Genomic DNA, 14,195 nt, shown 5'->3' with positions numbered 1-14,195 from the left:
TTGCGTCCAAATGCGTTAACGAACGGTTAGCAAAGCACTACAATAGGCCTCGCATTACCGTAAGTTACAACTATGCTTAGCGCATACCCTACCAGCCTATAATTCTAATATTTGGAGTCGCATATGACCGCGCGTGAAAGTTTGATGCCGGTTCTACTTGAAAAAGTATACCAGCTAATTCAAGACAAACTTGAGCTTGCTCACCAACCTCTTGTTACTCAACTTGGTCAACACCTATTTAGTAATGTTGCGCAAGACGATCTTAGTAAACGTAATGAATCCGATTTATACGGTGCCGTGGTCAGTCTTTGGCATCATATTAATGAGAAGAAAGCCGACCAACGTTCAGTACGTGTATTTAATCCAACCGTTAGTAAACATGGTTGGCAATCGACTCATACGATCGTTGAAATTGTCGTACCCGATACTCCTTTCCTTGTTGATTCAATCAAAATGACTTTAAGTCGTCTCGATTTAACATCGCACTTAATGCTAAACGGCCCAACGCACATCGAACGAGACAATAACGGTGCGGTGCTGAGCATTGGTCAAGGCGCTGGCGCATTGCAATCACTTTTTCACATTGAAGTGGATAGACTAAGCAGCAAAGAAGAGATGACGGCGCTAAAAGAAGAGCTGCTAGAAATCCTCAGTGATACGGCTTTGGTCGTTCAAGACTGGAAGCCAATGGCGAGTAAGCTTGAGCAAGTGATTGAACAATTGGAAGCGGATAAAAATCATATCCCTGTCGATGCTGAACATTACCAAGAAACCCTTGTTTTCTTACGTTGGCTAGGGGCACATAATTTCACTTTCATGGGCTACAAAGAATTTGATCTGGTCAATCATGATGATGACACCGAGCTTCGCCCTACGCCAGAAGCGGGACTAGGCCTATTCTCGGATCCAAAACGGGTTCGTGGTGTAAAATTATCACAATTTTCTGATTCTGCTCGTTTAGAAGCGAAGAAGCCTTTCTTACTGATCCTGACTAAAGGCAACAAACAGTCGCGCATTCATCGTCCAGCGTATACCGATTACATTGGTATTAAAAAATTTGATGCCAATGGTAAAGTCATCGGTGAGCATCGTTTTACGGGTTTATACACCTCAGCCGTTTATAACCAAACGGTCGAAAGCATTCCACTGGTTCGCGAGAAGGTACAACGGATTCTTAAAGCAAGTGGCTATCGTGCAGGGTCTTATGCTTATAAGGCCCTACATAATATTTTAGAGAACTATCCTCGCGACGAGCTTTTACAAGCGAAAGAAGAAGAGCTACTGGAAGTCGGGATGGGGGTTGTGCAGATGCAAGACCGCGACCTGATCCGTTTATTTGTTCGCAAAGATCCCTTTGGCCGTTTCTTTAGCTGCATGGTTTATGTTACTAAAGAGCGTTACAACACCGAACTACGCCGTCAAACACAGCGCTTATTAAAGCAGTATTTTGGTTGTGAACAAGAAGTAGAATTCACTACCTATTTTTCTGAAAGCCCGCTAGCAAGAACGCACTACATTGTGCGGGTAGAAAATAACAGTGCCAATATTGATGTTAAGAAGATAGAGCAAAATTTAATGGAAGCATCAACCAGCTGGGATGACCGTTTATCCGAAGCAATTATTGCCAATTTTGGCGAAAGTTCAGGTTTATCATTAGCCAAAGAGTATCAACGCGCTTTTCCTCGCTCTTATAAAGAAGATGTCATGCCAGGCTCAGCGGTGTCTGATATTGAACGATTAGAAGCACTGAACGAAGAAAATAAACTCGGTATGCTGTTTTATCGTCCTCAAGAAGAGGCGAAAGATTCTAAAGCAGTACGCTTAAAGCTGTATCATCGTGATGAGCCGATTCATCTGTCCGATGTGATGCCGATGCTCGAAAATCTTGGCTTGCGTGTCATCGGTGAATCGCCATACGAAGTGACGAAGACTAATGGACAAGTCTATTGGATTCTAGATTTCTCTATGCTGCATAAGAGCGAGAAGCAAGTTGATTTGCGTGAAGCACGCGATCGTTTCCAACAAGCATTTTCAGCCATTTGGCATGGTGAATTAGAAAGCGATGGCTTTAACCGCTTAGTGCTTGGCGCTTCTTTAACCGGACGCGAGATCTCTATTTTACGCGCTTATGCACGTTACATGCGTCAAGTTGGTTTCCCGTTCAGTCAACACTATATTGAAGATACCTTAAGTCATTACCCTGATTTAGCGAAAGGGTTGGTTGATCTGTTTGTACGTCGTTTTGATCCTAAATTTAAAGGTTCACAAAAAGGCCAAGCGGAGTTGATTGCGCAATTAACCGAGCAATTGGATCATGTTGAAAGTCTCGATGATGATCGTATTCTTCGCCGCTATATGGAAATGATCTGTGCAACGTTACGTACCAACTATTTCCAAGTGGATGAAGAGCAACAACCGAAACCTTGGCTAGCTCTGAAGTTGAAACCACGGGAAATTCCTGATATTCCAGCCCCTGTTCCGGCCTTTGAAATTTTTGTCTATGCGCCGGATATGGAAGGGGTTCATCTACGTGGTGGTAAAGTTGCCCGTGGTGGTTTGCGTTGGTCTGATCGTCAAGAAGATTTCCGGACCGAGATTTTAGGCTTAGTAAAAGCCCAACAAGTCAAAAATACCGTGATTGTTCCTGTTGGAGCGAAAGGCGGTTTTGTTTGTAAGAAACAGCACTTACTAACGGGACGAGATGAAATCTTTGCCGAAGGACAACGTTGTTACAAGCGCTTTATCCAAGCATTATTAGATGTCACCGATAACATTGTTGAAGGTGAAATAGTTCCACCACGTAATGTAGTTCGTCATGATGAAGATGATCCTTATTTGGTTGTCGCTGCCGACAAAGGGACAGCGACCTTCTCTGACTTAGCAAACTCAGTATCGGCGGATTACCAATTCTGGTTAGGAGATGCCTTTGCTTCTGGTGGCTCTAATGGTTATGACCATAAAGCCATGGGCATTACCGCTCGTGGTGGTTGGGAATCGGTTAAACGTCATTTCCGTGAACTCGGTATTAACTGTCAAACGACGGATTTTACCGCGGTCGGTATCGGCGATATGGCGGGCGATGTGTTTGGTAATGGTATGTTGTTATCGCAACATATTCGTTTACAAGCCGCTTTTAACCATCTGCATATCTTTATTGATCCAAGTCCAGATGCTCAAAAGAGCTGGCAAGAGCGGCAACGTCTGTTCCAATTACCTCGCTCTAGCTGGGAAGATTATGACCCAAGCTTGATCTCGCAAGGTGGCGGCGTTTTCTCACGCAAAGCGAAATCAATCACGCTCAGCCCTGAAATACAAAAGATGCTTGGTACTAAGAAAGCGTCAGCCGCTCCTAATGAACTGATCAAGATGATCCTGAAAATGCAGGTTGATCTTCTGTGGAATGGTGGGATCGGCACTTATATTAAGTCATCGAAAGAATCGCATGCCGATGTTGGCGATAGAGCGAATGATGCACTGCGTATTGACGGTCGTGAAGTCAAAGCGAAAATTATTGGTGAAGGCGGCAACTTAGGTATGACTCAGCAAGGGCGGGTAGAGTACGCGCTCACTGGTGGGCGAGTGAATACCGATTTCGTTGACAACGTAGGTGGGGTTGATTGCTCGGATAATGAAGTCAATATTAAGATCTTCTTGAATGGTTTAGTTGCCAATGGCGATCTAACCGTAAAACAGCGCAACCACATCCTAGAATCCATGGAAGAGGAAGTCGGTGAAATTGTTATTGAAGATGCTTACACTCAATCAGAGTCTATTTCGGTGACCGAGCAATTGGGCGTTGAGGTGGTTAAAGAGCAAATTCGTTTTATTCACCACATGGAGAAAACGGGCTATCTTGACCGAGCCTTAGAGCATATTCCTGATGACGAAACGTTGTTAGAAAGAGAGAAACAAGGTTTTGCATTAACTCGACCAGAGCTTGCAGTGCTGGTGGCCTATGGAAAAATGGCCTTAAAAGAGGAGTTGGCTTGTGATGAGATAGCTAATGATCAGTTCCATGCGCAGCAATTGATTCAGTACTTCCCATCAAAGTTACGTGGTGACTATTCGCAGCAGATGCACAACCATCCACTGCGCAAAGAAATCATTGCCACCGCGTTAGCTAACCAAATGGTTAATGAAATGGGCTGCAATTTTGTGACGCGTTTGCAAGAAGAGACTGGAGCTAGCGTCACGGATATAGCTCATTCTTATGCCGCTGCCCGTGAAATCTTCGAACTTGGCAACGTATTGCAGCAAGTTCGCTCGTTGGATAATCAAGCCACTGCGAGTGCTCAATATCAAGTGATGTTCCAAGTTCGTCGAACGTTACGTCGACTCTCTCGCTGGTTGCTGCGTAATCGCACTGGAAAACAGTCCGTACAAGCGCTCATTGATCAGTACCAATCAGATGTACGCAGTATTACTTGTCAGTTAGATACTTTGCTGGTGGCTGATGAAGTTGCTGAACATGATCTGCTGGCGAATAGCTGGATAGAGCAAGGCATCAATTCGGATTTAGCGCATTATGTTGCTCGTCTATCCAGTCTTTACTCTGTGCTGGATATATCCACAGTCTCTCATGAGAAGGCGATTCCAGTTGAGCATGTCGCTAAATTATACTTTAATTTGGGTGATCGTCTGTCGATTCATTGGTTCTTAAAACAGATTAATAACCAAGCGGTTGAAAATAACTGGCAGGCATTGGCAAGAGCGGCATTTAGAGAAGATCTCGACTGGCAGCAGCGTCAATTAACAGCGCAAGTGCTCAATGCGGTCAATGGTTCAGAGACTGCCGATGTCATTCATGCTCTGCAACGTTGGATGGACAATAACAGCATTTCATTGCAGCGTTGGGAAAACATTCTTAATGAATTTAAAGTGGGCTCGGTTCATGAGTTTGCTAAGTTTTCAGTAGCGATGCGTGAATTGATGTTGCTCAACTTAAATTGTGTGGCGACCGAATAAGCATTGAATTGTGTTACGAATAGGTCAATAATAATGCCCCGTTTATACGGGGCTTTTTTTCGGAGGCACAATGCTTTACCGCTTAGCCAGAGCTGGCTTTTTTCAATTGGATGCTGAAAGGGCGCATGATCTCGCCATTCAAAATTTCAAACGTTTTACCGGTACACCGCTTGATCTCTTCTATCGTCAACACCTTCCTCATCGTCCTGTCGAATGCATGGGACTCACCTTTAAAAATCCTGTTGGTTTAGCCGCTGGGCTCGACAAAAATGGCGAATGTATCGATGCTTTTGCCGCGATGGGCTTTGGATTTATTGAAGTGGGCACGGTGACACCTAAACCACAACTTGGTAATGATAAGCCACGATTATTTCGCTTAGTTCATGCGGAAGGCATTATCAATCGAATGGGCTTTAATAATCTAGGTGTTGATCATTTAGTCGAGAAAGTAAAGCAAGCGAATTATGATGGCATCATTGGAATTAATATTGGAAAAAATAAAGACACGCCAATTGAAAAGGGAGCTGAAGATTATTTAATCTGCATGGAGAAGGTGTATCCTTATGCAGGTTATATCGCGGTAAATATTTCTTCACCTAATACACCAGGATTACGAACGTTACAATATGGTGAAGCTCTAGATGAATTGCTCGGTGTCTTAAAGCAGAAGCAGACCGCTCTCGCTGAGTTGCACAATAAATATGTACCTCTCGCATTAAAAATTGCTCCAGATTTAACCGATGATGAATTGCAGCAAATTTGCCAATCTTTACTCAAGTACAATATTGATGGGGTAATCGCCACCAATACCACTTTAGATCGTTCTTTAGTGGAAGGCATGAAGTTTGCCAATGAGGCAGGGGGACTGAGTGGCCGTCCACTGCAATCACGCAGTACTGAAGTTGTAAAACTACTGTATCAACAACTCGGTGAACAAATTCCAATTATTGGTGTGGGTGGCGTGGATAGCTATGTGGCAGCGAAAGAAAAATTACTCGCCGGTGCTAAGTTAGTCCAAGTGTACAGTGGCTTTATTTATCATGGCCCTAAATTGGTCAGTGATATCGTAAAGAACTTATAACGCATTGAATTAGGTTCTGATTTTTTAAAAGTGACAAGGTGACATAAAGAGGAAGTGAGTAACTCATTTCCTCTTTTTTTTTATTCCATGCTTCCTAGAATGCACTAATAGGTAAGAAATTTTTATCTGATTGGTTTGATTATCAGCAAATAGAGAGCCGGAATAATGCTAAAGCCCAGTGATAAATGGAGTTGGTACTATTCAGATAGTGAAGGCTATTTGATGCTGGACCTTGGACAAGAGATGGTCTTTCGTACCAATCTGAGTCGCAACCTATTGGTGGATTCAGCTTTCTCAAATCCTTCATTTACAGTTGATGATGCTTCCGATTACCAAACCTATAAAGAACGAGTCAGTGGCCTTCAACTCACTGAGCCTCGTCAAGTCGAGTTGGCACTGTATTGCGTAGCGGCGAAGCGTTTCCATAAGCCAGTGCAGCCAAAGAGCTGGTTTTTTGATTATCAATCAGCTACTGACATTAAACCTGAAGAGGGTGATATCGTTAGTTTAGTGAACAGCTTTAATCAAGGTTTTTTTATCGTACTTGAGGTTGGAGAGAGTGCGAGTTTATGTGTATTAATAGAGTTAGCGCCATTTACATTAAGCAGTACGAAGCAATTAGAGTTTGGACAAGTGATTAAGGTCATGCATGATCGAATGTCTATCGCCAATCATATCCTTCAGCCAGAGCGAGTTGCTTTGGTTAGTTAATCTCCTCACTATTTCGTTCCTTTGTTTTATTTCCCATCGGCATTCTGCCGATTTTTTTTGCCTCTAGTTTACTAAAAACGCTCACCGAGCATTTTTTATCGACGGAAAGAGCGCGATATTCTGCGCAAAATTGAGCAATTAATTTCCTAAAAGTTACACAAATGAAGGGGGCTAATTAAGCGGTAAGGCCCAAAAACTTCCTTGTTTGCGCCCAAATGGCGTTTTATTACAACCAATAACCAGCTCTGGTATAGTCCAGATTAGTAGTGAATAAATACTCACTCCGTTGTTGGAGCAATAAAAACGTTGCTGATAAATGAGTAATATCAGTCAAGAAAATTATTAACGGATAGCCATCAGTGATGTTGTAGTAAGTTTGTATCAGATAGAGTTGTCTTTACTTGAACAGTTGCCATGCTAAGGGGTTTAGATATCGATAAAGAGTTAAGCCATGAATGGGGATGATTTTTTGTAAAATGCTCTGTTTAACTTTAGGAATGGCCTTTAATGTCAGTTATAATCTGAGGCCATTTTTACCAGTTAAAGAACCTTATGAATCAATATCTAGCAGTAACCTCAAACGGCCTTGAAAATCTATTAGCCGAAGAACTCACACAATTAGGCATCACTAATGTAAAACCCGTTCAGGCTGGGGTGAAATTTACCGCTTCCAATGAACAGATTTACCGTTGCTGTTTATGGAGTCGATTAGCTTCTCGATTTGTTCGCGTTGTTGCCGAGTTTGCCTGCCAAAATGATATGGACTTATACCTTTCCGCTAGTGCGATTAACTGGGTTAATCATTTTCATAGTTCGAAGCAGTTTGTCGTCGACTTTAATGGTACTAACCGTGAAATTCGTAATAGCCAGTATGGTGCGATGAAGGTTAAAGATGCGATTGTTGATTGTTTTACTAAGAAAAACTTGCCACGCCCTTCGATCAATAAAGAGCAACCCGATGTAAGAATTCACGTTCGTTTACATAAAGATAAAGCGCTACTTGGTATTGATATGGTAGGAGCGGGTTTACATATTCGTGGTTACCGCCCTGAGTCGGGCCGAGCTCCATTGCGAGAAACATTAGCGGCGGCGATTGTATTACGCAGTGGCTGGGAAAATAGCAAGCCTTTACTCGATCCAATGTGTGGTTCTGGTACCTTATTGATTGAAGCTGCGATGATGGCGGCGAATATTGCTCCGGGTTTGAAAAGAGCCAAATGGTGTTTTGAAGCATTAGAAGATTTTCAACCAGAACTGTGGGCAGAAGTGAAAGCTGAAGCAACGGTGCAAGCGAGAAAGGGTGTCAAGAAAACTGACGCAAGGTTTTTCGGCTTTGATAATGACAGCCGTGTTTTACAAATGGCTAAAGACAACGCACGTCGAGCCGGTGTAGAGAGCTTAATTCAATTTGACGTTGGTGATGCTGCGAAGTTGACTCGTCCTGCAGAGTTTACTCAGGGAGTGATCATTTGTAATCCACCTTATGGTGAGCGATTAGGCACTCATCCCGGTCTTATTGCCTTGTACACGGCCTTCGGCGCTCAATTAAAAACAGAGTTTGGCGGCTGCCAAGCCTCTATTTTCTCTGGTTCGGATGAGTTATTAAGCTGTTTGCGCATGCGAGCAGAAAAACAGTTTAAATTAAATAATGGTGCGTTACCTTGTCACCAAAAGAATTACCTGATTGCTGAGCGCGAACAGGCTCAATTAGAGGGGATGCAGCAAGCTCCGACGCAGCAGATTGCGCCTGATTTTTCCAATCGTTTGAAAAAAAATCTCGCTAAAATTGCCAAATGGGCTAAACGCGAAGGCTTAGACTGCTATCGTATTTATGATGCCGATTTGCCTGAATATAACGTTGCAATTGACGTTTATGTTGATCAATTGGTCATCCAAGAGTATGCGCCACCTAAAACCATTCCTGAAGAAACGGCTAAACGTCGTTTAACCGATATTATCCGTGCTGCGATTCAGGTAACGGGCGTTGATGCCAACAAGGTCGTATTAAAAGTCCGTGAACGTCAAAAAGGCAGTGCTCAGTATCAAAAGATGGCTCAACAATCTCAAACCTTTGCGGTTAACGAGTATGGTGTCAAATTGTTGGTCAATCTGCATGATTACCTCGATACTGGTTTATTCCTCGACCATAAGCTGACGCGTCGCCGTTTAGGTCAAATGGCGAAAGGATGCGACTTCTTAAATCTCTTTGCTTATACCGGCTCGGCAACCGTACACGCTGCGTGTGGTGGGGCTACGTCGACCACGACCGTTGATATGTCCAATACCTACTTAGAATGGGCAAAAGAGAACATGAAGCTCAATGGTCAAGTAGGAAAACGGCACCAGTTTGAACAAGCTGACTGTTTACAATGGCTAGATAATGCCAAAGGCCAGTATGATCTTATTTTTATTGATCCACCGACTTTTTCTAATTCGAAGCGAATGGAACAGTCGTTTGATGTGCAAAGAGACCATATTTTATTGATGAAGAATCTTAAGCGTATTCTGCGCCCAGGTGGCACTATAGTTTTCTCAAATAATAAGCGTCATTTCAAAATGGACATGGACTCGCTACAAGAGCTTGGTTTATTGGCGCAAAATATATCAACTCAAACACTGCCAATGGATTTTGAGCGTAACAAGCAAATCCATAACTGCTGGTTAGTCACTCATCAACCGCAGCAACCTGGTTTAGTGTGATTTTAAGTGACAATGTAACCAATGTTCAGCTTACTTGGTGGAGATATTCTCTTCACCTTGTTGTTTTAATCAATTAACTCAGTGGTTTGAAAAAACATGGCATTAATTACCATTCATAATGGGTTACTGGCGTTCGGTGATCATCCTTTGCTCGATCATGCAGATTTTGCGCTGCAAGAAAACGAACGGGTATGTCTTGTGGGTCGCAACGGGGCAGGTAAATCAACGCTGATGAAGGTGTTGGCAAAAGAAGTCTTACTCGATGATGGTAAGATGCAGATCATGCAAGATGTGGTGGTCTCACGTTTAGAACAAGATCCTCCTCGTGATCAAGAAGGTACTGTGTATGATTATGTTGCCGGAGGTCTAGCAGAGGCTGGTGAGCAGCTCAAGATCTATCAAGATCTTTTGGATCTTGTTACCCATTCGCCCACCGATGCCAATATTAAGAAATTATCAGCAGTTCAAGAGCAACTGGATCACACTGGTGCATGGCGCTTTGAAGATAGAATCAATAATGTATTAACCGCCCTGAAATTGAATGGGCAAACTAAGCTTACCGATTTATCCGGTGGATGGCAGCGTAAAGCTGCTTTAGCTCGCGCCTTGGTTTGCGAGCCAGATGTATTGCTGCTCGATGAACCAACCAACCATTTGGACGTGACAACCATCGAATGGTTAGAAGGCTTTTTGAAAGATTTTCGTGGTTCGATTATTTTTATTTCTCACGACCGAACTTTTATTAAATCAATGGCAACACGCATTGTCGATTTAGATCGCGGCAAGTTAAATTCTTTCCCCGGTAACTATGATCAGTATTTAGTTGAGAAAGAAGAGCAATTACGCGTTGAAGAAATGCAAAATGCTGAATTTGATAAAAAATTAGCTCAAGAAGAAGTGTGGATTCGCCAAGGCATTAAAGCACGCCGTACTCGTAATGAAGGACGAGTGCGAGCCCTGAAAAAACTTCGTGAAGAACGCAGTCAGCGACGTGAAGTGCAGGGCAAGGTTAACCTTAAGATTGATGATGGCTCCCGCTCAGGCAAAATTGTCTTTGAAGCGGAACATTTGTGTTATTCGATTGATGGTAAATCGATCGTTAACGATTTCAGCTTTAATATCATGCGTGGCGATAGAATCGCCTTAATCGGCCCAAATGGCTGTGGTAAGAGTACGTTATTAAAGCTGTTACTCGGTGAATTAACCGCTGACAGTGGCCGTTTGCATTGTGGTACGAAACTTGAAGTCGCTTACTTTGATCAATATCGAGAGCTACTCGATCCTGAGAAATCGGTGATTGATAACCTTGCTGATGGTAAACAAGAGGTGATGGTTGCAGGGCGACCACGTCATGCGTTAAGTTACCTGCAAGATTTTCTCTTCGCGCCTAAACGGGCTCGAACGCCGGTGAAAGCTCTGTCTGGTGGTGAGAAAAACCGCTTATTACTGGCGCGGATTTTCCTAAAATCCAATAACTTATTGGTGCTCGATGAACCAACCAACGATTTAGATATCGAAACATTGGAACTTTTAGAAGATTTGCTTGCCAATTACCAGGGTACATTATTATTGGTGAGCCACGATCGTGAGTTTGTCGACAATACCGTGACCACCAGTTGGATTTTTGAGGGTAATGGCGTTATTGAAGAGTTCGTTGGCGGATATCATGATGCGCAGCAGCAGCGGCAACAGGTCTTACAGACTCGTCTTACGGATGTTGAGCCGATAAAGCCAGTTAAAGCTGTTGATAAACCAGCTAAAGCCAGCGAAGTAAAACCGAAACTTAAAAAGTTATCTTATAAGTTGCAGCGTGAGTTAGAAGAACTGCCTGCCAAACTTGAACAGTTTGAAACTGAGATTGAGACGCTACAGCTGCAAATCAATGACGCTGATTTTTTCAGCCAGCCTGTAGAGCACACACAACCGATATTAGATAAGCTAGCGGCCACTGAGCAGGCGCTCGAAGTAGCTTTTGAGCGTTGGGAAGAGCTTGAAGCGATGCAACAGGAAAGTTAATGAAACCAATAAGTAGTAACATGTTTAAGCTGACAGCGATCAGCGCGATGATTCTGTCAACCACATCGGCCTCAGCGGCACTGTATCAAGTGATTGAGGTTACTCCACCAACTACTTTTGCTTTTGAAAGTGTTTATGGGGTCGCGATTCAACCGGGTAATGTTGCCGATGATAATCCATTAGGTTGCTTTGCCGATGGGACAACAGATTGTGCATCATCGTTTAAACTTGCCGGTGAAACTCGCCTTGTCGCCACCCATGCTGGACAAGCTATCGATGGTCTTAGTTACCGTGAAGAGGCACCATTTGGGATAGATAACGGATTTATCTATGTACAAGATGATGCAAGAGATTTTGAGCGTTATTGTCGTACGGCTCTACGCTATGCCATTTGTGAAACTTGGGCAGACATTCGTTGGAATGTTTGGAAGAAAGAAATTAATAGCGATCAAACGCCAAACTCTATTGCTTTTATTGAAGGTCAAGCGACACCCATTGATGAAACTAAGAATGTCGTCGTCAATAGTTTAACTTCAGATGCAAAGCCTATCGGAATTAAAATTGCTGTCGGTGATGTTACTGGTTCACGACGTAACTCGGTGAAAGCCTTAGTCGCCAATGAATTGATCGATATCAATGATGGCTTGCAAACTCGCGCTTGGAAAACCGATGAAACTTACACGGTCGGCAGTATTGCTCACGAAAAAACAAATAACCAAGGTAACTTTTACACCTCTAAAGGCGCGATTTGGGACAGCTCAGGTACAATAACGGAAATCCCTTGGCAAACGACAAATCCAGAACGAGATAATCGTTTAGCGCAAGGTAGTCTGCGAGATGTTACGGTCAAAGGCGGTAATATTTACGCGGTAGGTTATAACACCTTCTATGACGACCGTAACTTTATGCAAGCCAGCGTTTCTTCGGTAAAAGTAGGAGAAAGCAATTGGATTACTAAGCCAGTTGCAGGAGCAACCGTGCGAGAAAACGGTACTAGCGGTGATTTTATTCACTCTAATTCGCTGTTAACGGCCGTGAATAAGAATGGCATTGCGATTGGTGAGGCTAAATTATCTCGTGCTGAAAGTGGAGCTTACGCTAATCGGTTATTTGTTGTTCCAGAGATTGACGATCCTAAAGCTAACTTCTTAAATAGCAGTATATTTTTTGCTGGAGCGGGGGGTAAAGCGGGAGCCATCAATAACTTTAATGAAATCGTCGGGCAGATTGATACCGAAGAAACTCGCGAAGTAGGCGGCAAACCGCGTCGTAAGCGAGGATTTATTTATCCTTATGGCACTTTAGATCAAGGTAGTGTTCCTGAACGCCAGGCTATTTTCAACAACCGTGCGTGGTTATTAGATGATTTAACCAATGGTGGGGCGTTTTCTGGAGACAATAACCAATATCGAATTATTGCGGCTACCGATATTAATGATGCCGGTATAATCGCGGCCACCGCACTAAAATGTACTGGTGGTTATGATTCTACTGCGCACAATGCTCAATGTGGTGCAGGAAAAGGACAAGAGAAAACGGTCGCAGTTAAACTAGTACCAATTGCGGGGCAGACCTATGAGAATATTTCTCCTCGAGGTACGGATGATCCAGTGGCAGAGCGTAATGGTGCTGGACTCGGATTGTGGTCTTTGATTCTTGGTGGCTTACTTTGGTTCCGTAGAAAATAGTTAAAATTTGTCAAACGAGGCATAGGTTCACAATTTTGGACTTATGCCTTTTTTATTGCTTGAGAAAGGAGCGCTTTTGGTCGATTCTTAATGATGTGGTCATAAAAACGCCACATCATTTTAATAGTTGTAAGTTAGAAACAAGTTACTGTATGAGGACTGCACTATGAAGAGACAAAAGCGTGATCGCCTGGAAAGAGCGCAATCTCAAGGATACAAAGCAGGATTGAACGGACGTTCTCCTGAGGAGTGCCCTTACCAACAAACAGATGCTCGCTCATATTGGCTAGGTGGTTGGCGTGACGCCAGAGATGATAAACACTCAGGTCTCTACAAATAATTTGCCACATACAACATGGTTCTAAGCCCCGAAAGGGGCTTTTTATTTTATTCCGTATTATATAACACCTAACTAGCGCACTATAACTTATTGTTGATGGCAAAATAAAACAGCCATTAAAGCTGCTTCATTGTTAAGTATTATTTTTAAAAAGCAGAAGTGTCTTGGAAAAGGCCCACTTTTAAATCTTTCGCGACGTAAATTTCTTTGCCATCAACTAAAACTTTACCATCAGCAAGCCCCATCACTAACTTACGGTTAACCACGCGCTTCATGTGGATCTCATAGGTCACTTTTTTGGCGGTAGGTAAAATTTGCCCAGTGAATTTTACCTCACCAACGCCTAGCGCTCTTCCTCTACCTTTGCCGCCAACCCAACCGAGAAAGAAACCAACCAATTGCCACATAGCATCCAGACCTAAACAACCAGGCATTACAGGGTCACCTGGAAAATGGCAATCAAAAAACCAAAGATCAGGAGAAATATCCAATTCAGCGAGAATCAGTCCTTTACCAAAATCGCCTTCTGTTTCTGACATTTTACTTACCCGATCCATCATCAACATATTAGGCGCGGGCAGTTGAGGATAACCTTCACCAAATAGTTCACCACGGCTTGAGGCTAGAAGATCTTCACGATTATATGAGTCACGTTTATTGTGCATAGTACTACTCCAATTTCAGATAGGAAGCA

Annotated in this window: 8 protein-coding genes; 7 read left to right on the top strand and 1 reads right to left on the bottom strand. The window is 43.1% G+C overall.

Going from position 1 to position 14,195, the window contains the following annotated elements; translation table 11 throughout:
- The first annotated feature begins 123 nt into the window (after window positions 1-123).
- The 7 genes from AACS00_RS07320 to rmf all read left to right on the top strand — a co-directional run bounded on the left by AACS00_RS07320 (window position 124) and on the right by rmf (window position 13,501).
- Window positions 124-4,965, top strand: coding sequence for an NAD-glutamate dehydrogenase (locus AACS00_RS07320; RefSeq protein WP_110166960.1), 4,842 nt, complete (start codon window positions 124-126; stop codon window positions 4,963-4,965).
- A gap of 70 nt (window positions 4,966-5,035) precedes the next feature.
- Window positions 5,036-6,046 (top strand): quinone-dependent dihydroorotate dehydrogenase, encoded by a 1,011-nt coding sequence (pyrD, locus tag AACS00_RS07315; protein ID WP_110166959.1) that lies wholly within the window; start codon window positions 5,036-5,038, stop codon window positions 6,044-6,046.
- A 165-nt stretch (window positions 6,047-6,211) separates the two neighbouring features.
- Entirely contained in the window at window positions 6,212-6,757 is a 546-nt protein-coding gene (locus AACS00_RS07310; protein WP_072669103.1) for a cell division protein ZapC, read from the top strand.
- Between the two features lie 552 nt (window positions 6,758-7,309).
- Window positions 7,310-9,457, top strand: a complete 2,148-nt coding sequence (gene rlmKL, locus AACS00_RS07305; RefSeq protein WP_110166958.1) for a bifunctional 23S rRNA (guanine(2069)-N(7))-methyltransferase RlmK/23S rRNA (guanine(2445)-N(2))-methyltransferase RlmL — start codon at window positions 7,310-7,312, stop codon at window positions 9,455-9,457.
- Between the two features lie 96 nt (window positions 9,458-9,553).
- Entirely contained in the window at window positions 9,554-11,473 is a 1,920-nt protein-coding gene (locus AACS00_RS07300) for an ABC transporter ATP-binding protein (RefSeq protein ID WP_110166957.1), read from the top strand.
- Window positions 11,474-11,481: 8 nt separating this feature from the next.
- The gene (locus tag AACS00_RS07295) at window positions 11,482-13,161 is read left to right on the top strand and encodes a DUF3466 family protein (RefSeq protein WP_181397513.1); all 1,680 of its coding nucleotides are present in this window, start codon (window positions 11,482-11,484) and stop codon (window positions 13,159-13,161) included.
- A 166-nt stretch (window positions 13,162-13,327) separates the two neighbouring features.
- Window positions 13,328-13,501: a ribosome modulation factor gene (gene rmf, locus AACS00_RS07290; RefSeq protein WP_040904313.1), complete on the top strand. Its 174-nt coding sequence runs from the start codon at window positions 13,328-13,330 to the stop codon at window positions 13,499-13,501.
- Window positions 13,502-13,647: 146 nt separating this feature from the next.
- On the opposite strand, the gene fabA is transcribed toward rmf, so the two are convergent.
- Window positions 13,648-14,166, bottom strand: a complete 519-nt coding sequence (fabA, locus tag AACS00_RS07285; protein WP_004395285.1) for a bifunctional 3-hydroxydecanoyl-ACP dehydratase/trans-2-decenoyl-ACP isomerase — start codon at window positions 14,164-14,166, stop codon at window positions 13,648-13,650.
- Window positions 14,167-14,195 lie beyond the last annotated feature (29 nt).

The sequence above is a fragment of the Vibrio sp. 11986-1-5 genome (assembly GCF_963878025.1).
In the GTDB taxonomy this organism is placed as follows: domain Bacteria; phylum Pseudomonadota; class Gammaproteobacteria; order Enterobacterales; family Vibrionaceae; genus Vibrio; species Vibrio injensis.
The sequence above is the reverse complement of the archived record's forward strand: the minus strand, read 5'-3'. Positions and strand labels throughout refer to the sequence as shown.